General features: G+C 35.7%; 16 protein-coding genes and 4 pseudogenes. 16 read left to right on the forward strand and 4 right to left on the reverse strand.

From position 1 onward, the window contains the following. The first annotated feature begins 212 nt into the window (after positions 1-212). From DFO72_RS29445 to avs4, 9 genes and pseudogenes are all read left to right on the forward strand, one after another. The gene (locus DFO72_RS29445) at positions 213-365 is read left to right on the forward strand and encodes a hypothetical protein (protein ID WP_166672460.1); all 153 of its coding nucleotides are present in this window, start codon (positions 213-215) and stop codon (positions 363-365) included. Positions 366-1,233: 868 nt separating this feature from the next. Beyond that, positions 1,234-1,662 (forward strand): hypothetical protein, encoded by a 429-nt coding sequence (locus DFO72_RS10440; protein ID WP_113881634.1) that lies wholly within the window; start codon positions 1,234-1,236, stop codon positions 1,660-1,662. A 298-nt stretch (positions 1,663-1,960) separates the two neighbouring features. Continuing rightward, a complete protein-coding gene (locus DFO72_RS10445) occupies positions 1,961-3,142 on the forward strand; it encodes a hypothetical protein (RefSeq protein ID WP_113881635.1) in 1,182 nt (393 codons plus the stop codon). Positions 3,143-3,232: 90 nt separating this feature from the next. Next, positions 3,233-3,562, forward strand: a pseudogene (locus DFO72_RS10450) (DUF6946 family protein); the annotation flags it as partial. A gap of 121 nt (positions 3,563-3,683) precedes the next feature. Continuing rightward, complete coding sequence (locus DFO72_RS30675) at positions 3,684-3,884, forward strand: DUF6946 family protein (protein ID WP_395858153.1); 201 nt, start codon at positions 3,684-3,686, stop codon at positions 3,882-3,884. Positions 3,885-4,135: 251 nt separating this feature from the next. Beyond that, the gene (locus tag DFO72_RS10455) at positions 4,136-6,598 is read left to right on the forward strand and encodes an AAA family ATPase (protein ID WP_113881637.1); all 2,463 of its coding nucleotides are present in this window, start codon (positions 4,136-4,138) and stop codon (positions 6,596-6,598) included. Beyond that, positions 6,576-7,610, forward strand: a pseudogene (locus DFO72_RS10460) (5-methylcytosine restriction system specificity protein McrC). The gene DFO72_RS10455 and the pseudogene DFO72_RS10460 overlap by 23 nt, the downstream one beginning before the upstream one ends. A gap of 191 nt (positions 7,611-7,801) precedes the next feature. Further along, the gene (locus DFO72_RS10465; RefSeq protein ID WP_113881638.1) at positions 7,802-8,041 is read left to right on the forward strand and encodes a hypothetical protein; all 240 of its coding nucleotides are present in this window, start codon (positions 7,802-7,804) and stop codon (positions 8,039-8,041) included. Positions 8,042-8,066: 25 nt separating this feature from the next. Next, on the forward strand, positions 8,067-12,584 hold the full coding sequence (gene avs4 / locus DFO72_RS10470; protein ID WP_113881639.1) for an AVAST type 4 anti-phage nuclease Avs4: 4,518 nt from the start codon (positions 8,067-8,069) through the stop codon (positions 12,582-12,584). Positions 12,585-13,213: 629 nt separating this feature from the next. Here the strand turns inward: avs4 and DFO72_RS10475 are convergent. Together DFO72_RS10475 and DFO72_RS10480 are read right to left on the reverse strand one after the other, a co-directional pair. Further along, the gene (locus DFO72_RS10475; RefSeq protein WP_113881640.1) at positions 13,214-13,426 is read right to left on the reverse strand and encodes a hypothetical protein; all 213 of its coding nucleotides are present in this window, start codon (positions 13,424-13,426) and stop codon (positions 13,214-13,216) included. Positions 13,427-13,433: 7 nt separating this feature from the next. Next, positions 13,434-14,141, reverse strand: a pseudogene (locus DFO72_RS10480) (ATP-binding protein). Positions 14,142-14,432: 291 nt separating this feature from the next. On the opposite strand from DFO72_RS10480, the gene DFO72_RS10485 reads away from it, so the two are divergent. Next, positions 14,433-17,321, forward strand: a complete 2,889-nt coding sequence (locus DFO72_RS10485; RefSeq protein ID WP_113881641.1) for a DUF3427 domain-containing protein — start codon at positions 14,433-14,435, stop codon at positions 17,319-17,321. Between the two features lie 16 nt (positions 17,322-17,337). Here the strand turns inward: DFO72_RS10485 and DFO72_RS10490 are convergent, their stop codons facing one another. Beyond that, a complete protein-coding gene (locus tag DFO72_RS10490) occupies positions 17,338-17,748 on the reverse strand; it encodes a (deoxy)nucleoside triphosphate pyrophosphohydrolase (protein ID WP_113881642.1) in 411 nt (136 codons plus the stop codon). 207 nt (positions 17,749-17,955) lie between these two features. Between DFO72_RS10490 and DFO72_RS29900 the strand changes: the two are divergent. The 3 genes and pseudogenes from DFO72_RS29900 to DFO72_RS10500 all read left to right on the forward strand — a co-directional run. Continuing rightward, positions 17,956-18,090 (forward strand): annotated as a pseudogene (locus tag DFO72_RS29900) (hypothetical protein); the annotation flags it as partial. 559 nt (positions 18,091-18,649) lie between these two features. Then, complete coding sequence (locus DFO72_RS10495; RefSeq protein ID WP_113881643.1) at positions 18,650-19,204, forward strand: hypothetical protein; 555 nt, start codon at positions 18,650-18,652, stop codon at positions 19,202-19,204. Positions 19,205-19,750: 546 nt separating this feature from the next. Continuing rightward, positions 19,751-20,227 (forward strand): carboxymuconolactone decarboxylase family protein, encoded by a 477-nt coding sequence (locus DFO72_RS10500; RefSeq protein WP_113881644.1) that lies wholly within the window; start codon positions 19,751-19,753, stop codon positions 20,225-20,227. 121 nt (positions 20,228-20,348) lie between these two features. Here DFO72_RS10500 and sigJ read toward each other — a convergent pair whose 3' ends face one another. Then, on the reverse strand, positions 20,349-21,218 hold the full coding sequence (sigJ, locus tag DFO72_RS10505) for an RNA polymerase sigma factor SigJ (RefSeq protein ID WP_113881645.1): 870 nt from the start codon (positions 21,216-21,218) through the stop codon (positions 20,349-20,351). A 363-nt stretch (positions 21,219-21,581) separates the two neighbouring features. Between sigJ and DFO72_RS10510 the strand changes: the two genes are divergently transcribed. The 3 genes from DFO72_RS10510 (at position 21,582) to DFO72_RS10520 (ending at position 24,600) form a co-directional block, all read left to right on the forward strand. Continuing rightward, entirely contained in the window at positions 21,582-22,703 is a 1,122-nt protein-coding gene (locus DFO72_RS10510) for a sensor histidine kinase (protein WP_113881646.1), read from the forward strand. A 214-nt stretch (positions 22,704-22,917) separates the two neighbouring features. After that, on the forward strand, positions 22,918-23,550 hold the full coding sequence (locus DFO72_RS10515; RefSeq protein WP_113881647.1) for a response regulator: 633 nt from the start codon (positions 22,918-22,920) through the stop codon (positions 23,548-23,550). A gap of 117 nt (positions 23,551-23,667) precedes the next feature. After that, the gene (locus DFO72_RS10520; protein ID WP_113881648.1) at positions 23,668-24,600 is read left to right on the forward strand and encodes an ABC transporter ATP-binding protein; all 933 of its coding nucleotides are present in this window, start codon (positions 23,668-23,670) and stop codon (positions 24,598-24,600) included. The last annotated feature ends 6 nt before the right edge of the window (positions 24,601-24,606 follow it).

Below are 24,606 nucleotides of genomic sequence, written 5' to 3' on the forward strand. Positions count from 1 at the left end.
TTACTAGAAAATATATATTTTGTATTTTATCATGGGATGGGATTTGGCAGCTATTTCTCTGATTTTGGTATTGCCATGAATATGTACCACGTTTATAAGGCTGTTTTCGTAAAGTTTGTTGTGATAGGAGTTCTCTTGCTGTTAAAATATGGTATGATATTTCAGCGAATTGAAAAATACTATAAAGAGTGGAACAGGAGAAGTGTGAAAATATGAGATTAAGAGACTTAACTCTTGATGAGCTTGAGGACCTTGAACAAGAATTACATGAAAACGGGGAACAAAGCAATTTCGGTTATTACGCCAAACTGGAATGTATGGGTGGTAACTTGAAAAATCCCCCCCCTTTCAAAAAGGGGGAATGATTCTTAAATGACTATCTAAGCTTTTCTTTTTATAAACTTTTCATCGGGAAATTATTAATTCTTTTTAAAAGAAATTACTTTTATTGTTTACTTAGCAAATACTGTTGGTGTTGTAAGGGCAGATGCAACAATCACCGGCCACCAAAATAGTGTTCCATTCCAGCCATGTTCTTTTGTTTTTTTTACCCATCTTAATTTTTGAACAGGCTAACTGATATACTGTTACCATATGAACGGTATGTTAAGATTTTTTAGGGATGGAAAGGCAAATGGGGCACTGGATTTTTCAAGGCAATCCGAAACAATTTGATGTTGATACATATATATATAAATGAAGTCGTAGATTGGAATATTCGACAAAAGCAATTTTCGGATGAGGTACAAGTTGGGGATAAGGTGTTCATTTGGAGATCGGATGGTGGCAATAAAAACACTGGAGGTGTTATTGCCTTTTGTGAAATAAAATTGTTTTCAATAATAGGGCGTTTTTAATTAATGGTAAAATACGGTAAAGTATAAAGGTTCTGACTTAGTCTCTGAGTTTACAATCCACAAATGTATTAATTGTCTGTATCTCTTTTTCTGAAACTGCAGCATGTGTCGCATTTACAGTATTAAATCCACCTTTTCTTAGATCACAGCACCTGCTCCTTAGCCCAGAACTTGAAAATAAAAGTAGTTAATGGGGAGGGTTAATTCGGAAATTAGCAGTCTCGGACGAAGAGGAATAATTAATAGAAAGGTTTCTGCAAGAGAACAAAAATGGTAATATCATGAAATGGCAGCCTAGTAACCTTTACTAATTCCATCCATTACAAGATGATTGTAATAAAGGTTAATATAAATGTTATGGTAGGGGGGTATTTAAATGAGCCAGAATATATATGGTTCCCAAGAGAAGGAATTATCCTTGATAGAAGAAGCATTCGAATTATTACAAAATGCGGATATTGATGTTTCACTGGAAGATGTAAAAAACCTTTTGCAATTTTCCCCTCATGTTAAGGAGTTATTTGTAAAGGCAACAGAATTGTCTCATAATTCTGGGCAAAATGTGTTTGACGTTATAAAAAAAGTTATCTCAGTTTATGAAGAAGAGTTAAAGAGAGATGACCTTACGTTTGAACAAAGGACAGCCATTTATGACCGTATGGACAAACATGCTTTGAATGCAATGCAACAGGACGATAGTAATAAAAAATTTATTGGAGGAGCAATTGGTGTTGGAGTTGTAGCTTTAGTTGGCGGTGCAGTCAAATTTGGTCCTAAAATAGTTAAAGCTATGGTCAAAAAGTAAAATAAACAATAACAAATTAGGGTAAATTCGTTATTTAATTATGGAAACTATCTCCTTAAATTACCGTATTTTTACATGCTCCAAGATTAATACATAATCAAAATTAAAATACCGTTTAGGGAAAAATTACCCAACGGTATTTTTTTTGTATAATTAACTTAAAGAATCAAGAAGAAAGGCGTATGACTGGTAAGAAGAAAAATGTGAATTTCTTTATGAAACTAACCTAGAGCTTTCCCGAAAGTTACTTTTTGATTTTAACCTGTACAATAAAAATAATTAAAGGCAGGTAATTGTTATGAAATTAGTCCTTAGTAGAAAAGGGTTTGATTCCGGTAGCGGTGGATGTTTGTCTCCATATAACCATGAAACGGGGCAATATATATGGTTTCCAATACCGGAAAAGGTCAATAGTTATTCAAATCAGATTCGATATCCAAATATACTCGTGAAAAATGAATATCTTAGTGGCCTAAATGGGTCTACTTTAAGTGAGGTGTATAAAAGTTTAAAGGGGACAGACCGTGTTAAGTTACGAAAAAATGAGTTCGCTTCCATTGATGATAATGAATTATTTGCTCATTTCGATCCAATGCTGGGAATACCCCCTTGGATAGAAGAAAATGAAAAATTCAAAATCGGTAAGGGGTTTGGCCAATTCAATGCTGCACCTCATTTAGAGAAACACAATGTTAATGAAGGGTCTGTTTTTCTATTCTTTGGTGGGTTTCAGTCAACATCCCATAGAAAAATATCGGGCCACTATATATACGGGTGGCTAAAGATAAAGAAGAGAATAGAAACTTATAAGGAATGTAAAGAAATCATTGAACAATACAACCTCGACCATCATCCTCACATCTCAGAAGCCGCTTTTAATAGAAACCAGAAGAACTATATTTTTTTACCCGATAAATGGTTATTTGAAGATTTGAAAATTCCAGGCTGTGGTTATTTTACTACTCTAAATGATTCCTTATTGCTCTCAAGCAATAAGGAATCTAATAAAGCTACTTGGAAACTCCCAATCTTTTTTTATCAGAATCTTACACAGGTTCACCAAAAAACATGGCAACACACACAAGATGGATTTTGTACAGTGAAGACAGGGATTGGGCAAGAGTTCGTTACACAGCTGTCAGCAAAAGGAGAAGAATGGTTCCGGGAGCTATTTGTGAAAAATCAAAATAATATACACCGTCATGAAACGCCTGCAGCAAAGGGGAGGAGTAAAGAATTGGACTTTCAAGAGTATTTAATGCAGAAACATACACTTAAAAAAGGAGAAAGGAAGTTACAGCCCATTTCTGTAGAGCAATATATTAAAAGGCTAGAAAGTATGCGTCGCCATGGCATATATAACGAAGAAAATCTGATTGACGATACCTTGGTTGGAAAAATCCAAGAACAATATAAGGAATGGAAGACATATTTGAAGACGGTGGAGCATTACTTAAACTATAAAACTATTATTCAATGATAAATGAAAATATATATAGGGGATAAGCTAATGGGCAATTACTTTATACCAACAAATGGTCCAGAATCATGGAGATAGTTCCTTGCAAACCCTGAAAAGCAGTCGAAGAATGGATATTCCGCTTATGAATTGGCTTATTGTAGGGAAAGAGCGACAAAATTGCCAGCTTGCGTTGATAGGGTACTCAAACAGAGTGAGTTACCGGTATTCCAAAATGTAGAAGTATTGTTTGGATTTCCAGAGTATAAAGAGCCTTTACCTGGAGGAAGTGCAAGTTCCCAGAATGTTCTTTACGTCCTTGCGAAGTCAAATAATGAACTAATAACGATTATGGTGGAAGGAAAGGTCTTAGTTCCGTTTGGGGAAACTGTAGAAGCCTGGTTAGGTAATAATCCTAGTGAAGGGAAAAGAAAAGATTAGATTTCCTACTCGAAATATTGGGGTTACAGGAATCTCAAGTACTCAAAATAAAGGAACCAATTATTACATAGGGCTGCATTTGCAGTGATTGAAGCTACGAATATAACTGCCAAACATTCGCTTGTTCATTTCATTTAGTGAGACTGGAAAATGGTTTGACGACTATGAAGAGTTTGTAAAACTATTTCATTTAACTCTAAAGAAGGACAGAATAGTTGGCCCAGTGCAACTACAAGGGAAGGAACTCTATTTTGGCTGGGTTATTAGTGTAAAAATAAAATCAGCTGGATTGCCTGAAGAAAACTATTTGATAAAAAACTAAAATCGAAGAAAGTTCCCAAAAGATAGAGTTATGGTCAACAAAACGATTGCAGTTTGAGCCCAAGGGCTGGATGAACCGTACACACATAATGGCACAACACATCAAGCAATAAATGATATAAACGCAATGCTGCTACCCCCTTTCTATATAAGGGGGTAGCTTTTTTACCCCTCTTAATTTTTGAAAGGGGTTAACTGGTATACTATTACCATAAGAAGCTATGTTAATATTTTTCGAGGAGGTACTGGCAAATGGGGAACTGGATTTTTCAAGGCAATCCGAAACAATTTGATGTTGATACATATATAGAAAATAATGAAATCGTCGATTGGAATATACGGCAAAAGCAATTTTTGGATGAGGTACAAGTTGGGGATAAGGTGTTCATTTGGAGATCGGATGGTGGCAATAAAAACACGGGAGGTGTTATTGCCTTTTGTGAAATTGTATCCGAGCCATACGAAGATGATGAAAACGATAAGGTTGATCTGAGAATTCTTGAGAAGCGACTGGCTCCTGATACTGGTATGCTATTACGTCATGAATTAAAAGAACTTCCTGAAATCACGAATTTAATGATCTTTAGAATGCCGCAAAACACGAACTACAGACTAACGGATGAAGAATTTGAACGCCTATACCAGCTATGGGAATCACCAGAGAAATTGGCTGAAAAACTAAATATGTCAATTGTTGAAAAATATCTTCATTTCTTTAAAGATCATGCTGAAAATTGGTTTGAAAACAACACGGATTACTTACAAGAAAGTTATCAATTTTTCAGTCATTTCAAGCAAAAAGACCATTTAAACACAATGGAATGGGAGGATGTGCAGGAGCTTGGTGAGCACATCAATTCTTTCAGGATGGCACTCGCTAAAAAAAGAGCTCTAGGAAATCCTAATGCATCCATTGAACATTACCGCAAAAGTTTTAACTATTTAATTCATGGAACAGAACCGCTTAAAAGAAGAATGGATCAATTTGTCCATCATGAAGATTATAAGCTATTTGGCTTTGGGTATAGCGTGGTCAGTGAGCTTATAGGAAATATTTTTCCGGAAGAATTTTGCTTTTATAACCAGAGAGACCGAGTAGCGGCAGAAAATATACTCGAACTAACTCCTGGATATGCACGAGGAGATACATTTGGGGAAAAGTTCATCAAATTTCAGGAATGCCTAAAGGAAAATGGAATAGTGGAAAAGTACTTGGAGGTAGTTGGCAAACAAACCAGCCTTCCAATTTTCTATGAAATAGATCAATTTTTCAGCTATCTTTTTGAGAATTTTGGCAAGAAAGAAACTGTTATTGCAGAAGAAGAAACGATTCCTCAGTACTGGCTTTTGGCTGCTGGAGAAGGAAACTTCATGTGGGGGGATTTCAAGGAAAATGAGCATATTGCAATTGGGTGGGATGAATTAGGTGATTTAAAAGCTTATGGAAGCAAACGAGAAATAATGGAGGCTTTAAAGGAGCTCTATGAAGTTGACTATAACCCAAGTAATGATGCACTCGCTAACTATCAGTTTGCCAACGAAATAAGTGTAGGTGATTATGTACTTATTAAACGAGGGACACACAAGCTTATAGGTTACGGTAAAATTGTATCGGAATACAAATTTGATCCTGCAAGAGAATCTTTCAAATCATTAAGGAAAGTTGAGTGGATATCACTAGGAGAGTGGGATGTAGAAACACTTCATAATAAAACCTTAACAAACATCACACCATATGATGAGTACTTGGAAAGATTGCTTGCTTCTATTGGTAAAGAAGGAAAAACGGTATATCCAACCTCAGAGGATAATTCCTCATCAGTAAAGGAAAGTGAAAAGGAAACGATTCCTTACACACATGAACAGCTTCTCAGTGAGGTATTCATGACACAAGATAAAGTGGAGGATATCCTTGAAACATTGGATTATAAAAAGAACATTATCCTACAAGGCCCACCAGGTGTTGGAAAAACATTTGTAGCCAAGCGCCTTGCTTATCTTCATATGGGAACAAAAGATGACAGCAAAGTGGAAATGCTGCAGTTCCACCAATCCTATTCATATGAAGACTTCATTCGTGGATATAAGCCTAATACGCAAGGGCATTTTACTCTTAAAGATGGTATTTTCTATTCATTCTGTAAGAAAGCGATAGAAGATCAGGATAACAATTACTATATGATTATTGATGAAATTAACAGGGGGAATCTATCCAAAATCTTTGGTGAGCTCATGATGTTAATCGAGGCAGACAAACGAGGTAATAAATTCGCGGTTAAGCTTGCATACAGCGAGGGAGAAGAAACCTTCTACATTCCTAAAAACCTTTACCTCATTGGAACCATGAACACTGCGGACAGATCTTTAGCTTTGGTTGATTATGCATTAAGGAGAAGATTTTCCTTTATCAATTTAGAACCAGCTTTCCATACAGAGCAATTTCATGATTATTTAATCAACAAGGGAATTAGCCAGGGATTTATTGACAAGCTTATTGCCGGCATTATGGACATCAATCAGGCAATTACAAATGACATGATTAATCTAGGTAAAGGTTATGAAATCGGTCATAGCTATTTCTGTCCAACAACAGAACAGGTAGATGATGAACAAAAATGGTATGAGCGAATCATTCGTCTGGAAATCGCTCCACTTTTAAGGGAATACTGGTTTGATCAGGAGGACAAAGTCAATGAACTCCTTGACAGACTCTAAAATACCAATTAAAAACCTATACTATATGCTTTGTTATGCATGGGGGCATCTTGCGGAGAAAGACATGGCCGATGTAGCCCGTGAAGATGAGAAGGACATTAAGCACCTTTTAACAAGAATTCTCCTTGTAAAGCTCCGCTCACTCATCAAGCGGGGCTTTTACCGGGAATATAAATCCTATCAGAAGGAAACAGGAACATTAAAAGGGAGGATCCTCTTTCAGGATTCAATCAATACGTTTTCTTTTAAAAAAGGCAAAATGCACTGTGAGTTTGAAGAAATGAACCATGGTATTGTTCATAATTAGGTTATTAAGTCAACTTTATTCTCCTTACTGCAAAACCAGGAGCTAGATAAACTTTTAAAAGAAGAGATTCAGCAGCTGTATCCATACTTTGCTGAGGTTGCAGTCATTAAGTTAAATCTGAGAATCTTTCAGGAGATTAAATTGCATAGAAGTAACCAGCACTATCGTTTTGTACTAGACATCTGCCGTTTTCTTTATGAATCATTGCTATTAAACGAGGACAATGTAGAATTCCAATTTGCTGATTTTGAAAGGGATCCAAAGGCTATGGCTCGTTTATTTGAAGAATTTGTGCGTAACTTTTACAAAAAGGAAATGCCAGAATATAGGGTGTATCGTGAAAATATTTATTGGGATGCTGAGGGGGAAGAGACTAGTTACCTTCCTATAATGCAAACGGATATTTCTCTTGAGAGTAATGACCGGAAGATTATTATGGATACGAAGTATTATCAGCATACTTTTACCCAAAATTTTGGCTCGCAGAAATTGATAAGCGGAAATTTGTATCAGCTGTTTGCTTATTTAAGTAATCATAAGAAGTCGGAAGGGAAAGAAATAACGGGCATGCTCCTTTATCCCAAAACTGGCAAGGAATTGATGTTAGCTTATAGAATTAAAGAGTTTTCAGTAAAGATCAATACTGTTGATTTGAACCGCGATTGGTTAAGCATTCATACAAGGTTGAAAGAAATTGTAAGTTAAAATCCTAAGAATGGTAGAGAATTTATGTTGTTAGATTATAGGGAATATGGAGTTATCAGTAAGAATCAATACTATTGAATTGAGTAGAATTTGTTTAAGTATTCAAACAGTTTAAAAGAAATTGAAAGTTAAAATGGTTGATAAACTATTTATATTCACAAATACTGCGATCCTAAGGAAGAGTGGTAAAAATGATAAATGTAAACTCCGCTGAAATAATTAGTAATTATACTAAAAATGGAAAAAATTATTATGTTGAAATTTTTCATATTGATACAGGTATACAAGCTTTTGCTTCTTTCCAAGAGAACATTGATATAAATGGAGATAGTATAGTTAGTTCTGGATACCATTCAAATAATAAAAAATTAGCTATTGAGAGTGCAATTTTTAACTTGATGGTTCAATTGAAACGGCGGTTTTGTTATTAGAGAAAATATAGAAGGGGTGGTATGTATGATAAAACCAAATTGGGATGTATTCAAAGCAAAATTTAGCGATAACCCTCAGAATAATTTTGAATGGCTTTGTTACTTGCTGTTCTGTAAGCAATTTAATAAGGACTATGGAATATTTAGATATAAGAATCAGTCAGCAATAGAAACAAATCCTATTGAAGTTAATGATGATGTAGTTGCGTGGCAAGCAAAGTTCTATGAAACTCCACTTTCTAATCATAAAAATGATTTAGAGGATACATTAAATAAATTAAAGAGAGATTATCCAAATGTGAATAGATTGCATATCTACTCAAATCAGGAGTGGGGACAAAACAAGGGACAGATGCCTCAAGGGCTAAAAGATATTGAAAAACTAGCAAAAGAATTAGATGTTAGGTTGGAGTGGAATTTAGCAAGTTTTTTTGAATCTGAATTTGTTACAGTAAAAAATGATATTATTTCGAAGCACTTTTTTACGTTTGAAAAAAGCATATTCACAATATTAGAAGAAATGCGAGAACATAGTGATAATCTATTGAAATACATAAGCACGGACATCTCTTTCAACGATAAAAAATTTGAAATTGAAAAAGAGCATGAATTGAATCAACTTATCGTCGGTTCTAATCAAGTATGTATTATCAGTGGTGTTGGCGGGGTTGGAAAAACTGTCTTAGTAAAAAAAATGTATGAACGTTATGCAGAAGGTGAACCATTCTATATCTTTAAGGCAACAGAGTTTGAGCTTAGAAATATTAATGATATGTTTGGTGATTTCAGTATGAGTGATTTTCTTGGTGTTCATAAAGACTTAGAGCACAAGACAATAGTAATTGATTCTGCGGAAAAATTATTAGATTTAAGGAATACTGACCCTTTTAAAGAGTTATTATCAGCAATCGTTGAAGATAACTGGAAAGTAATTTTTACGACTAGAGATGCCTATCTTAAAGATCTTAACTATCAGTTTTTCGAAATTTATAAAATTGCTCCTTTAAATATTGGGATACGCCCTTTGGAACAGCATGAATTAACCACTATAGCTAGTGAAAATTCTTTTACTCTACCTAAGGATAAGAAATTATTAGAATTGATAAGGAATCCTTTCTATTTAAATGAATATTTGAAATTCTACAAAGATATTGATGAAATTGATTATGTTGAATTTAAGTCAAAATTGTGGGAGAAAAGAATAAAAAAAAGTAAGCCTGAAAGAGAAAAATGTTTCTTAAAAATTGCATCTCAAAGGGCGAATACAGGTCAATTTTTTGTTGATGTAAAAGCTGAGTTAGGTAGTCAATGTGATGAATTAATGCAAGATGGAATGATAGGCTATGAGGACATGGGCTATTTCATATCTCATGATATTTATGAAGAATGGGCATTAGAGAAAATTATTAATAAAGAGTTCGCTAATAGGTCTGATGAACATGGATTTTTTGCTTCAATTGGCGAATCGCTACCAATAAGAAGGTGTCTACGAAACTGGATGTCAGAGAAATTATTACTTGAAGACTATGAGATTGTAGAATTCATTGAAGAAACTATTAAAAATGATGAGGTTGAATCCTTTTGGAAAGATGAGTTATTTGCATCAGTTTTACTTTCAGATTATTCAAGAACTTATTTCAAAGTTTTTAAGAATGAACTATTGTTAGATGATTGTAGGCTACTGAAAAGGCTAACTTTCATCTTACGAATTGCATGTAAAGAGGTAGATGATGAATTCTTCTCACAATTAGGCATAAAAGATATAAATATCTTTACTCTGGAACACATTCTAACAAAGCCAAAGGGAATCGGCTGGGAGGCATTAATCGAGTTTGCTTACGAGAACATAGAAATAATCGGAATTGAAAATATTAATTTTATTTTGCCTATAATTAATGATTGGAATGACAAAATCAAAAGGGGAAATACTACTAGATGTGCTGGTCTAATTGCTCTGAAGTTTTATCAAAATACTATTCATAGAGATGCTTACTATTCTCGGGATGATACTCTAGAAACTATTCTTAAGACAATTATTAATGGCTCATATGAGTTGAAAAACGAATTGAAGGATATCATAACGGAAATACTAAGCAATGAATGGAAAAATCACAGAGACCCTTATTATGATTTATCTAAGTTTATTTTGACAAAGCTTGATGGTTTACCTGTCTGTAAAGTATTACCTGATGAAATTTTAGAATTAGCTGATTTTTATTGGACTTATACACCAAAAGAAAACCAATTGTTTTCGAGCTGGAGAGATGATGTCGAACATGATTTTGGTATTGAAAAAGATTATACAGATTATCATCCTGCTAGTGCTTTTCAAACTCCTATTTATTGGCTGCTCCAGATTAAACCCAAAGCAACTATGGACTTCATAGTAAGTTTTACAAATAAATCTGTAAAGAAGTATGTGTCTTCAAATCTGGCTACTAGACTTGATACGATAACTGAAGTTGAAGTTAAATTAAGTGATAAAAGTCAGAAAAAGCAGTACATTAGTCAGTGTTTGTGGGAGATTTACAGAGGGACGAGTTCTCCAGTAAGTCCTAACTTGTTGCAATCTGTTCATATGGCTTTAGAAAAGTTTCTTCTAGAAATAGCAGAGAGAATGAAAAACGAAGTGTTGGTCAGTTGGTTGAATTATTTACTGGAAACTTCTGAAAGTGCCTCAATTTCATCAGTAGTTACAAGTGTTGTATTAGCAAATCCAGAAAAAACATTTGACACTGCAAAAATATTATTTGGAACTAAAGAATTCATCATTCATGATACTCATAGATTGGCTTCTGAACAAGGTGCTAAGACACTATATTCAATAGGGGGAAATTGGGGTATTAGCAAAAGTAGTTTTTATGATAATGAGAGATTGAAAACGTGTGAAGATAAGCATCGGAAATGGAGTTTAGAAAGCCTCTGCTTAAACCATCAAGTTTTTGCAATGCAAGAATCAGAAGAAGATGAGGCGAAGAAACGTCAAGAAATTCTATGGGGTATTCTAGATGATCACTATAAAAAACTACCACCAGACTCAGAGCAGAACGAAAGAGATAAGACCTGGAGATTGTTTTTAGCTAGAATGGATAGGCGAAAAATGAATATTAGTACTGAAGAAACTGATGGTGGCATATTGATACAGTTTGAACCTGAGATAGAACCAGAAATAGATAAGTTTAGAGAGGAAAATCAAAGAGAATACAACGAACATACGAAGTATATTCCTTTAAAGTTATGGGCTGATTTCAAATTTAAAAATGATGAAAAATCTAAGGAATATGAGAAGTATGATAGTAATCCCCTAATTGCATTAGGTGAAGCTAAAGAAATATTAGAAAGACTTAATGAGTGTTACAATCCAGATTTACCTCAGGTAACACGCGCTGAAAATGAGAAATTCTATTTATTTAATTACCAAATACCATCATGTGTATGTGTGATATTAGTTGAGCATTATATCGATAAATTGAATGATGAAGATAAAGAGTTTTGTAAGGACGTTATAATTGCAAAAGTGAATTCGTGCGTGAAGCCAAATTATATCTATCAAATAGGGGATGGTGTACAGGAAGCGATTGCTTCATTACCAAAACTGATGAGATTATATCCTAAAGAAAAAGAAACAATAAAACAAGTGCTTTTACTTATACTACTTAAGGATGAATCTGTTGGAGGAATTATATCATCTGAAAGATTCAACGTTTTTTCTATGATTGCGATTCATAAAATGTGGGAAAAAGAATTTGAGGATGCTCATTCATTGCTATTGGGTTATCTAGTATTAAAGCACAAATATAATGAGTTAATAAGTGAAATTCGAAGAGAGAACTTTGAAAATGGGGTTTACGAAGCTGATTTAGGAGAGTTGTTAAACAGATTTTTAGCTGCAAACGAGATGAGTCTGAAAAAGATGGTTGCTAATGAGTTTTCAATTTCGGATTTAGGCAATATTCAAGAGCTTGATTTGTCTATATTATCCAATGCTCTTAAAATCATGCCTAGTAAATTAGAGCATACAGAACATATTGCCATTACACATGAGATAATTGCTGTGTTTGCAAGAGAGCTAACGCAAGGTAGAGATGTTGATAAAGTAGATTACATGGTACGTAATGAATTTTTGAAAAAATATGCTTATCTTGTTCTAAATTCTGAAAGGAGTGAAGTACCACTATTGATCCAACCCTTTATCGATAACTTCAACTCATCAGAACCAATAGCAGAGATGTTACAAGAATTTATTTATGCTGAAGATAGAATACAAAGTTATAATAATTTTTGGTTAGTATGGAATCAATTCAAAGATAAAATAGTTGAAGTAACTAATTATGGAAGCTGGTATGTAGACAAAATTATTAAAAGTTACCTATTTGCACAAACAAGATGGAACGATTCTACTAAAGAATGGAATTCATTAAAATCAACTAATATGAGATTGATAAAGGATGTATCTGAGCAGATAGGTCAACATCCTGCGGTTTTATATTCAATCTCTAAACTGTTGAATGATACGGGAGTCCGTTTGTTGCTGATGGAGTAATATGGATATCTAATATTTTATCGAGGCATTCAGAGTATTACACTTTAAAGCTTGAGGCGAACACCGTTTACTATTTAGAAAACTTGGTGAGAAAGTATGTCTATGAAGAACGAGAAAAGATTAAGAAGAACAAGCGATTAAAACAGAAAATTTTAGTTATACTAAATTTCCTTATAGAAAAGGGTTCTACAGTAAGTTATATTCTTAGGGAGAATATTATTTAGATTGACGAAATTATACTTAAGCAGAAATTGAGCATTATTATTAATTAAAAACCGCGTATTATACAGTAAGGTAATCCTTATTATGAGTTTAAGATAAACACCACTAGATCCATATGCTATAAAAAGGCATCAGTAAATTTGTCTACTGATGCTTTTTTTGCCTTTTAAATAACTACGCTGAACAGTATCAATAGTTTTTGGTTATTCAAATAGATAGGAGAAATAATGAAGATATGGATTTATTAAATGATGATTACAGCCAAGAGATTTTACCACCCTTGCCATCTTTTTTACCATCCTTCCGCCAAGGAATTTACCACGCTACGCTAACACGTTTACCAATGGATAAAAAAGCCCTACAGATTAACATTCTAGTAATCTGATAGGGCTTTTATTATTAACTAACTACTTAGAGTGATTACTGAAGTAATCGAAGATTATCTTTCTAGTCCCTTCAAATATATCTTGCTCAGTCCAGCTATAAGGAACAGGTTCCTCGCCGTATACCTTTAAAAGCCTTTCATTTAGTTCCTTTGGGAAAGGAATCCAGGTTTTGTAACCCACCCAATAATAGTATTCTTCAATCTTCTGAATCTCTTTAGGGGTTAATGTGGCCATATTAAGGTTACCTGCCTAACCCATGACGCTCACGCATAGAAACTTCTCCATCTAGTAGAATTTGATAGGAGTCATGAATAATACGATCTAAGATTGCTTCCGCAATCGTTTCATTTCCTAGCTTTAAATGCCATCCACTAGGATCAATCTGTGAACAGAATATAGTGGACCCCACCTTATGACGAGCTTCTGTAATTTCCAAGAGGATTGCTGCTTCATCCGTTGTTAAATCTGTTAATAGCCACTCATCTAGGATAAGGAGGTCTACTTTCGTATATTTTTTTATGCTCTTCCGATAACTTCCGTCTGCTGCTAATTTAGCGAGTGACAGCTCATTCAGTAATTCTGGTAACCGAATATATTTAACGTTAAAAACTGCCGACAAGCAGATACTCCGAAGGCAGTAGCTAAGAATGACTTTTCTGAACCAGTAGGTCCTTTTAATATAATGTTGTGACTATCCAGAATATAAGTACAACTAGCAAACTTCAAAATCAACTCTTTGTTTAGTCTTCGATCCTCATGATATTCTAGGTCTTCAATACAAGCATTGGAGTTAAGAAAAGTCGCAGTCTTGATTAGGCGTTGAAGCTTATTACTCTTTCTGCGGGCATGTTCTAAATCGACAAGTAAACTAAATCGATCTTGAAAGTTATTTTTGAAATTCTTTATTCGCTGCTTGTTCCTTATAGGCTTCTGCCATTGTAATTTGCATGAAAAATTTGTTTACTCTTATAAAATTTTACATATATTATATTTAGATCATTAAAACGATTCCAACCACCGGTATCAGAAGGATCATTTTAGCCAGTTTAAATAATTTAAATGCAATTGCATGAGCTTATTTCAAATAGAAAAATTAATAATCTACAATTAAATACCACCCGCAACAATATAGTGTGTGGTATTTTGTCAAGATTTTCTTATATGAAATTACTCCCTCCTACTCAATATCATCTAAATGCCTTACAATAATGGTAATGATATACAGGAGGGAATAACTAACATGTCAACTTTCATCAAAAGTTTAGAAGATTCCTTGTATAAAGGATTTATTGATCAAGATAGGATAATCAAGGGTAAGTATCCTCCTAAATTACTAGTGAATAATAGTAATAAAAATGAGTATGTATTAAATTCGATACACGAAGAGCTAGAGCAATGTGAATCATTTATTTTTTCTGTTGCTTTTATTACAGAAAGTGGGTTAGCAACTTTAAAGTCCTATTTATGGGATCTTAGGCAAAAAGGGATTGGAGGGCGTATTTTGACATCTACTTTTCTAAGCTTTAATCATCCTAAAGTTTTTAGGGAATTAATGAAGATTGAAAATGTAGAGGTTAGATTAACGGATATAAAAGGTTTCCATTCAAAGGGATATATCTTTAAACAAAAAACCCATTTTTCTTTAATAGTAGGAAGTTCTAACTTAACTTCTAATGCATTAAAGGTGAATTACGAATGGAATGTAAAGCTGACCTCACATGAAAATGGAGAATTCATTCACCATTTTCAGCAGCAATTTGAGGATGTCTGGGGAAAGGCATCACCGCTCACTGAGAATTGGATTAATCGCTATGAGGAATTGTATACGCCTTTGGTAAACAGTAAGATTATTGATCGAATTGGAGAAGCTTCTTCTCAATATGCTGGCAATGCGATTGAGGATGCACTTAAAATCATTCCAAATAAAATGCAGCAAGCTGCCTTGGAACAAATTCAAGCTTTAAGAGGGGAAGGCAAGCAAAAAGGATTAATTATATCTGCAACTGGTACAGGTAAAACATATTTGTCTGCATTTGATGTACGGAGGTTTACTCCTAAACGAATGCTTTTTATCGTCCATCGTGAACAAATATTAAATAAAGCAAAGGAAGACTTTAGAAGGATCCTTGGTGGTCTTGAAGAAGACTTTGGTATTCTTTCTGGTACGACTCGTCAAAAGAATGCTAGATATTTATTTGCTACAATACAATCAATCTCTAAAGAAGAGCACTTGTCTTCGTTTGCTAAAGATCACTTTGAATATATTTTAATAGATGAGGTACATAAAGCGGGAGCAGGCTCTTACCAAAAAGTTATGGAGTACTTTACTCCTCAATTTATGATGGGAATGACTGCAACTCCGGAACGAACAGATCATTTTAACATCTTTGAGCTATTTGATTATAACATTGCATATGAGATTCGTTTACAGGAGGCACTTGAAGAAGATATGCTTTGTCCCTTCCATTACTTTGGTGTAACTGACTTTGAGTATGATGGGAAATTAATTGATGATGCTTCAAAATTGAGTGAATTGGTAACAGAAGAACGAGTTAAGCATATTATTGATAAAATTAATTATTATGGTGCTTCTGGAGAAAAGGTCAGAGGGCTAATGTTTTGTAGTCGTAAGGATGAAGCAAAAGAATTATCCCTCTTGCTAAATGAAAAAGGCTTCAATACCGTCGTATTGACAGGAGAGGATTCCCAGGAAGAGAGAGAAGGGAGGGTAAATCAATTAGAAGCTGGCACAATCGATTATATTCTTACTGTCGATATATTCAATGAGGGAATTGATATTCCGAGTATAAATCAAGTCGTGATGCTAAGACAAACGAAATCAAGTATAATTTTTATTCAGCAATTAGGTAGGGGATTACGCAAACACGATACTAAAGAGTTTGTTACTATCATTGATTTTATTGGTAACTATAAAAGTAACTTTTTAATACCTATTGCTCTCTCAGGTGATAAATCTGTAAATGAAGATACAACACGCAGATATACTAAAAATACCAGTTTTATTAAGGGAGTTTCAACGGTTAACTTTGAAGAGGTAGCAAGGAAAAGAATTTTTGATGCAATTAATGATATGGGATCCCAGACAAAAAGGTTATTAAAGGATGCTTATTTAGAATTAAAGAATAAGATTGGCCGCGTTCCAAAATTAGTTGATTATAGAACCTATAACTCAATCGATCCAAATGTAATTATTAATGAATATGCAACTTACCCTAAATTTTTAAAGATAGTAGATAAGATTTCTACAAGTTTTTCTGAATACGAATTAAAAGTGATTAGTATGCTGTCAATCGAAGTGATGAATGGCAAAAGACTCCATGAGATTATCTTGTTAAAAGAAATATTATTAAATGGGGAAATAACCGTTCAAGACTACCTGAATGTCTTAAAAGAGAATAACTGCTATGTTGACGAAAATACTTTAAAATCCGTTGAGCGTATATTTAACTTATCCTTTTTTACAAAAACGGACCAAGCTAAATATGGTGAAGAAGAAATTATTGTATTGGAAAACGGAAGCTATAAATTCGGAGAAAAAACAAACAATTCCATTATTAACAATAAGGAATTTGAATTACATTTACGTGATATTTGTGATACTGCGTTCGAGATTAGTAAAAGATACATTAGTAATGAGCCATTAAAGCTGTACGAAAAATACTCGAAAAAAGACGTGTGTAGGCTATTAAATTGGGAGAATGATGAAAAAGGAACTATGTATGGGTATAAAACAAAGCACGGTACTTGCCCTATCTTTATCACTTACCATAAAGATGAATCAGTTGAGGCGAGCATTGCCTACGAAGATGCTCTCATTAATCAAGAGACACTACTGTGGTTTTCTAGAAATAGCCGCGTGATTGAATCGAAAGAATTGCAGCCGATTATTCATGCTGAGGAACGAGGTATTGAAATTCATATCTTTATAAAAAAAGACGATGATGAAGGTACAGATTCATACTATCTCGGAAAAGCTTCACCTATTATTGACACTGTCACACAAACAACCATTAATACTGACAATGGGGAAAAACCAATAGTCAATATGAATATGATCATGGAAACCCCAGTTGAATATAATATGTATAAATACCTTACTGCTGAATAAGGTGAAAATAGTCTTCTTAGATGAGAAGACTATTTTTTTCTTGGATCAATTGTTCAACCGCGGGTATATCTGCTGGTGCCCAAACTAGAGATTTTAGATTTTCTCGTTTAAACCAGACAAGCTTAGAATGCTCAGTTGCAGTTGGTGTTCCTTCAATTAATTTTGCTTTTATTGCAATTAAATTAATAGTGAAATTATCGTATTCATGTGTATGATCATTAAATATTCCTTCTGTATGTATGACGCAATTCATTTCTTCTTTAATTTCTCTTTTTAACGCTTCGTAAAGGTCTTCACCTTTCTCTACCTTACCGCCAGGAAACTCCCACATATTTGGAATACTCATTTCTGGGGACCTTAAGGCACATAAAATTTCATTTTCATCATTTTCAATGATCGCTGCTACAACCTTGATTGCTTTTTTCACTTTTGTCCTCCAATTTATATATTTTCTTTTATACTTGCTTTAAGTTTAAAGAAATATAAATAAGTTGTAAACATAATGATGGATACGAAATTTTTATCAAGTTGTTATATAGAAGAGACTTCAGAGAATTGAGTATTATCCTACCCGCGTAAGGAAAAGCTTCTTCAAGAATACCAGAAATTAAAACTCGAATTAGGCAGAAGACCCACTTATTTGGAACTTCATCTAAAAGGTGATGCTGACTCTGTTCAGTATAAGCACGAATTCAAATCTTATCACGGTTTCCTGGCATGGGCAGACGAGTTAGATGAAAGTGAAAAGATGGCCGGAGCATTGATATGATCCTATTACTCCAGAAAAGGCAGCACCGTTTTTCCATCACTATTTAATAGAGAAAGAACACTGGAAAAGAATAGACTTCTATGACAAAGCATCTAAAATGTTATGGGATTATAATAAAGCAGGGGTAAGCAGTTTGATCAGCCGGATGCCTATGAGTAAATGGAACGGTAGTTCAAAAGGGTTAATTAGTTTTGAGGATGGTATTTTCAAGCTAGAGTTCAATGTACGATTCTTAATTTATTGATGAGTTGCCCTTCCGCTCAAAAGGCCAATGTAATCGGTACTGACAGATCCCTTTCGTCCATTCATATAAAATATTATTATCATCTTTATCTTATTAAAAATATGAAAGAACCGTCCATTTGTGATCGGTTCTTTCTTTATTCCTGATAGGTAGTGAAATAAAGCAGGTCTTCTTGTCATTTTAAACTAAGGTAAAGTTTTGCATGAATACCTGTTCAATATAAGATTAAACTCAACACTAGGTAACCTATCAATAAATTGTTTAGCTTTAAAGGAATGTGGAAGGAATAAAGATGAAAAAGGAAGGAGCTTAATAATGAATAGAAAAAGAAAAACCACAGAAGAAACCAAGATAAGCGGGACTGATAAAACAATAATCGATTTCTGGAACTGGGGATTTTCTGATTTGCTAAGCAACTCCTTAAGAGGTATATTTGCAGAGTTTTTGGTGGGAAATGCTCTAGACTGTCTAAATGAATCAAGAGTTGAGTGGGATACGTATGATCTAGTTTATCGAGGGAAAAAGATTGAAGTGAAATCTGCTGCATATGTACAGTCCTGGCATACTGACACATTTTCAAAAATCAGCTTTAACATTGGGGTAAAAAGAGAATATAGTTATACGACCCGGAAATATAGTACAGAGATGAAAAGACACGCTGATATTTACGTCTTTTGTTTATTGAAGGAAAAAGATATTGATACTCTTGATCCATTGGATATGAGTCATTGGGAGTTTTACATTGTCTTGACTAAGAAATTAGATGAACGTTTTCCGAGTCAAAAATCAATTAGTCTATCTTCTTTAAGTAAAATGGCAAAACCGGTCAAATATGGTGAAATAAAGCTAAAGATAGATGGGATTACTTAAATATTCATTGGATTAATTTTTTCAAAAAGTCAGCTATAAAAATATGTGCCTGTTCCCAAAGTTTGTAATGCTTTTCGTTACTGGGGGCAGGCACTATTTTAAACAGGTTTATAAAAGTATTTAACTTTTGTACAGAGTATATTAAATATTATATTCCTCCCACTTTTCCATGTACTCCTGCCTAATTTCCGAAAGTGCTTTACCGTTTTTTTATGAATGGCAAATACGTAATTCCCGGATATCTTATAAAAGTAGTAAACCTCCCTTTTTCTGGGGTGTTTCTAACCAACTCCATATTTTGAGAGTCAATTCTTATAACTATTTTATTTTTCACAATCGAAAGTGTCACAAATGGAATCCTAGCATCGTTATATTTATGAACCTGGACTAAGGAGGGAGATGCAACAAATCAAGGGAGAATGCTAAACAGAAAAAGATGGCAGCTATGAACATTAAATAAGCTTAAGTTTGGCGGCCAAAGAGTTATATTCTTAGATTACATGCTAAAAGAAAATAAAATTATAAACGAAAAGGGGTACAACAATAATGACACAACGTATTAATTACATGCAGCAATCTCCGGAATTTGTTAACAATATGATGGCACTGAGCAATGCAGAGAAGGAAAGTTCAATTGAGGAAAAAATCCGTCATCTCGTCCACATTAGAGCTTCCCAAATGAATGGATGCGGATTTTGCCTGGATATGCATATCAAGGAGGCAAAAATCCATGGCGAGAGAGAGCTTCGCCTTTATCATATCCCGATTTGGCGCGAATCTACTCTATTTAGCCCACGCGAACGGGCAGCGCTTGAATGGACAGAGATTTTGACTAAGCTGCCGGCACACGGTGTTCCTGATGATATTTATGACAGTGTTCGTGAGCACCTATCAGAAAAAGAACTATCAGATCTTACCTTCTCTATCATGGCAATTAATGCCTGGAACCGTATCAGCATAGCTTTCAAAACGGTACCGGGTTCTGCTGACGCAGCTTTTGGATTGACTAAAGCGGGACTATGAGCGGTATAAACCCGTAATTATCATGGGCTTCTGCAGTTTAATCTATACAAAAAAGACCGGTAAGATGGAAGTGACCATCTTATCGGTCTCCGTATAAATAGAACCCGGATGTAGTCTTTGTTTAAATCCCTGTATGCTTCAGTTTATCGGGGTTTCGGATAATGTATATGTTTCGGATCAAATTTCCCTCTGTATGAACGATTCCCACCGTATGAATGCCATTATTAGAACGTTGTATAAAAGCAGGTTGTTCGTTAATTTGACTGATTTCAATTTGAGAAATTCCCTCAATCGTTGATGCTTTGCGTAAAACGCCGAGAAGAAAGCGAATAACGTGATCACTCGTTTTAATTGGAAAAATAGCAGCCTTTGCTTTTCCTCCTCCATCAGAGACCAGTATAACATTAGGATCAAGCATAGAGACCATTCGCTTCATGTTCCCCTGTTTGAGTGCTGTCAGAAAGTCAGTAATCAGTTCGCTAGGGGCAGTTTCAGTATGAACAAGCTCTTCAGAGGTAATCCCCATTTTTGCACGTGCACGGCTGAACAGTTTACGGCAATTCACCGCACTTTTTTCCATAAGCTCTGCAATTTCCTCATAGTCAAAGCCCAGTGCCTCACGCAAAACAAACACAACACGCTCTGCTGGTGTAAGCCGTTCAAGAAGTACGATCATCGCATAAGACAATAAATCACCGCGCTCGACTGATTCTATGGAATCATCATTCGAACCCGATTGAAACAGGGGCTCTGGCAGCCATTCTCCAAAATATTGCTCCCGCTTTTTGCGCGCTGATTTTTGTAAATCATAACATCGATTCGTGACCATTTTACAAAGATAAGCTTTAGGCTCAGATAGCTTCTCTTTAGGAACATCATATAATTTCAAAAAAACATCATGTACAACATCCTCTGCATCAGAGGCAGATCCTGTCAATTGATAGGCGAGCTTAAACAGCAATCCTTTATATTGCATGTACATTTCTTGCATCATTTCACTTCCAATCTTATTCTGCCAAATGCTGATTCAAAGCAAAAGGCTGCAAAAATAAAACGAGGTAAGGAGAGTTTTTGTGACAAAGAGCAGAGGTGCTCCTGAATTTAGTACACAAGCTTCTTTGTACTTAATATGTGTGTTGGCTTAGGAAAAGTTCGTTTTTTAACTATTAATAAACGGCTGTCGAGTTGAAATGCCGCATACGCCCTTTTTAAAAACGGGTGTACATACTATAAGACTTGGAATTTTATATATATTATATCTGAGCCACGTTGCTTGTAAGAACAAAATATGGTTAATTTGGTTATTAAATGATAAAATTTACTGTTGTAAACCCTTAAGAAAAGGGGGCATATTATGAAATCCTACTGGCTATGGATCCTATTAAATGTGGTTGTTTGGCCTTTTGCTATTGCTTATCTTAACCTTCCTATAAACCAATTACCAGTATACATATTTGGAGTATCATTTTACTTCCTGCTTTTTTTTCTCGTTCCTTTAATCGAGAAAAAGCCAATTGTTTTATTGTTCATATTAGGTACTAATACGATTATTGCAGCAGCAACCCTGTTTCCCTACAATGACCATTTTAATCCCTTTCTTATTCTCATCCTTTCCCTTCTAATCGCTGAGGGCTTTTATCGACTTCCGTTTCGATACAGTATCGTGAATGGGGCATTAGGTGTATTCGCATTAGGGTTCACCACTTTACATAGTAATCTGGGCTGGTTCCTTCAGACTTTCATAACTGTATATATCCTATTCCTTTTGATTGCTCTCATCCATTATAAAAAAACCAAGGATCATCTAATGGATCTGGAAGCACGCCATGAGGCTATTTTCAGTGAATTTCGCGATTTAAAACGGAGAGCTGTCACAGAGGAGGAGCTTGCCAGGCAAGAGGAGCGGGTGCTGATTGCCCATGAAATCCATGATTCAGTTGGCCATAAACTGACCGCCCTTATCATGCAGCTGGAAATGTTTCGTCTGCAAACCTCTGAAAACGAACAGAAAAGAGTAGAATCATTAAAGGAACTGGCTAACGAAAGCCTCAACGAAACACGCAGGGCCGTAAAATCTCTCAAGGCAAATGACACCGGCGGGCTTCCAGCCATCCTGCGGTTAATTCGCAGGCTCGAATTGGAAAATATGATGCACATTCATTTCTCCGTTAAATACGGTGCCTTTTCTGCCCCGTTGACTGGTGAACAATCCTTTGTGATCTACAGATCAGTCCAGGAAGCCTTAACCAATATCATGAAGCATAGTGATGCAAAAGAAGCAGAAATCACCTTCGAAGCACCAGGCGGCAGCATATTCCGATTCGAAATTCGAAACCCAACCACTGGAACGGAAGGCTATCAGGAAGGCTTCGGACTAAGTCAAATGCGGCAACGGTTAGAGAAGCATAACGGTGGTATGAAGGTGTACCAAACCGAAGGACATTTCATAGTTACCGGATTCATAAAAATAAGGTAGTTCTCGTAAAGGCTTTTGAGCGCTTATCTATGTATTATCACTGAGTTGATTGAAGCGGAAGGTTCGAGACTCCTGTGGGAGTAGCGAACCAGGGGAGACCCCGCAGACGCGCAGCGGCGAGGAGGCTCCCGGTAGCCCCACGGAAAGCGAGTGCCTGCAGCGGAAATCAACGGGCAAAATTCAAAGACAATCTATGTTAATAGAGGTGATAACCATGATTCGAATACTCCTCGCTGAAGACCAGGTAATGGTAAGACAGGGCTTAAAAATGATGATTGAAACCGAACCTGAGTTTAAAGTCACAGGCGAAACAGATAACGGCAAAGAAGCCATCGCCCTTTGTGAAAAAATGCAATTTGACATTGCGATCCTTGATATCCGCATGCCTGTAATGGACGGACTAAAAGCGGCAAAGACCATCCAGTCCCGCTGGCCGCAGACAAAGATCTTAATGCTGACAACCTTCGATGACGATGATTATGTCATGGAGGCGCTTCGGATTGGCGTGAGCGGATACATTCTAAAAAACGGTGACACGGATTCACTGCTCCGTTCGATCCGTAGTGCACTAAAGGGCGGATTATCCATAGAAGAAGGGGTAGCCGCAAAGGTCGTTCCCCAGTTAATGAAACAGCAGAACACCAAGGAACCCGATCCATCCCTAACACCCAGGGAACGGGCTATATTAAAGTGTATTGGGGAGGGGCTCAGCAATAACGAAATTGCAGAACGGCTTGCTATTTCAACAGGCACCGTAAAAAATAATACAAGCCAGATATTGACGAAGCTGGATTTAAGAGACCGGACACAGCTCGCCATCTATGCAATCCGCCATAACCTTGTCTAATTCAGAAAAAATGATGAAAGTAATGGTGAAATACATAACCCGTGACGGGAGACAGTAGTGATGCTGTTTCCTTTTTTATATCTTAAATGTATCAACTAAATAAAGGAGTGTGGAACCATGCTCGAAACGGTAAAACTGACGAAAAGCTTTAAAGATAAAAAAGTGGTGGATGAAATCAACCTTTACTTGCAGACAGGCGAATCAGTCGGCCTGCTGGGACCGAATGGCGCCGGTAAATCAACGACGATTTCCATGATTGCATCCCTCATTAAGCCGACTTCCGGGGATGTGAAGCTTAATGGGAAAAGCACGATTCAAAACCCTTCAGATCTTCGAAAAATGCTGGGAGTAGTCCCGCAGGAAATCGCGTTATACGAGGAGCTATCAGCGTATGAAAACCTGAAGTTTTTCGGAAAAGCCTATCGTGTTGAAAAAGAAACCCTTGAAGTCCGTATTCAGGAAGTCTTGGATATGGTCGGCTTAAAGGATCGCCAAAAGGAGCTGATTAAAACCTTTTCCGGCGGAATGAAACGAAGAATTAACATCGCTGCTGCGCTGCTGCATAACCCGAAAATCCTCATACTCGACGAACCGACTGTCGGCATTGACCCTCAGTCACGAAACCATATATTAGAAACCGTTCGGGAATTAAATCAAACCCAAGGCACTACCGTCCTGTATACAAGCCATTACATGGAGGAAGTCGAGCAATTATGCAATCGGGTCTACATTATGGATCATGGGAAAATTATCGCAACTGGCAGCAAGGAAGAATTGCTGAGTATTTTATCCAGTGAAGATACCATCGGGGTTCAGCTCAGCAAGAGAAGCGAAGCATTTACGGACAAAATTAAAACACTGCCGGATGTCCTTCAAGTGGAACAAACGAGTGAGGGCCTTCGCATTATGGCGAAAAAGAATCATCATCTTTTAAGCAGCCTTGTGCACGCTGCAGAAAAAGAAGGCATTCAAATCATGAACTATAAAGTAGAAATACCAAGCCTGGAGGACGTCTTTCTGCACCTGACAGGGAAAACATTGCGGGATTAAGGAGAG

This window comes from Cytobacillus oceanisediminis (assembly GCF_004366035.1).
GTDB classification, from domain to species: Bacteria; Bacillota; Bacilli; order Bacillales; family Cytobacillaceae; genus Cytobacillus; species Cytobacillus oceanisediminis_C.

What these genes read in the sequence shown, in the direction of transcription:
- DFO72_RS29445 (WP_166672460.1), top strand. Translation starts at nt 213, where the DNA reads ATGAGATTAAGAGACTTAACTCTTGATGAGCTTGAGGACCTTGAACAA.
- DFO72_RS10445 (WP_113881635.1), top strand. Translation starts at nt 1,961, where the DNA reads ATGAAATTAGTCCTTAGTAGAAAAGGGTTTGATTCCGGTAGCGGTGGA.
- DFO72_RS10465 (WP_113881638.1), top strand. Translation starts at nt 7,802, where the DNA reads ATGATAAATGTAAACTCCGCTGAAATAATTAGTAATTATACTAAAAAT.
- DFO72_RS10500 (WP_113881644.1), top strand. Translation starts at nt 19,751, where the DNA reads ATGACACAACGTATTAATTACATGCAGCAATCTCCGGAATTTGTTAAC.
- avs4 (WP_113881639.1), top strand. Translation starts at nt 8,067, where the DNA reads ATGATAAAACCAAATTGGGATGTATTCAAAGCAAAATTTAGCGATAAC.
- DFO72_RS10475 (WP_113881640.1), bottom strand. Translation starts at nt 13,426, where the DNA reads ATGGCCACATTAACCCCTAAAGAGATTCAGAAGATTGAAGAATACTAT.
- DFO72_RS10515 (WP_113881647.1), top strand. Translation starts at nt 22,918, where the DNA reads ATGATTCGAATACTCCTCGCTGAAGACCAGGTAATGGTAAGACAGGGC.
- DFO72_RS10485 (WP_113881641.1), top strand. Translation starts at nt 14,433, where the DNA reads ATGTCAACTTTCATCAAAAGTTTAGAAGATTCCTTGTATAAAGGATTT.
- sigJ (WP_113881645.1), bottom strand. Translation starts at nt 21,218, where the DNA reads ATGCAAGAAATGTACATGCAATATAAAGGATTGCTGTTTAAGCTCGCC.
- DFO72_RS10455 (WP_113881637.1), top strand. Translation starts at nt 4,136, where the DNA reads ATGGGGAACTGGATTTTTCAAGGCAATCCGAAACAATTTGATGTTGAT.
- DFO72_RS10510 (WP_113881646.1), top strand. Translation starts at nt 21,582, where the DNA reads ATGAAATCCTACTGGCTATGGATCCTATTAAATGTGGTTGTTTGGCCT.
- DFO72_RS10440 (WP_113881634.1), top strand. Translation starts at nt 1,234, where the DNA reads ATGAGCCAGAATATATATGGTTCCCAAGAGAAGGAATTATCCTTGATA.
- DFO72_RS10495 (WP_113881643.1), top strand. Translation starts at nt 18,650, where the DNA reads ATGAATAGAAAAAGAAAAACCACAGAAGAAACCAAGATAAGCGGGACT.
- DFO72_RS10520 (WP_113881648.1), top strand. Translation starts at nt 23,668, where the DNA reads ATGCTCGAAACGGTAAAACTGACGAAAAGCTTTAAAGATAAAAAAGTG.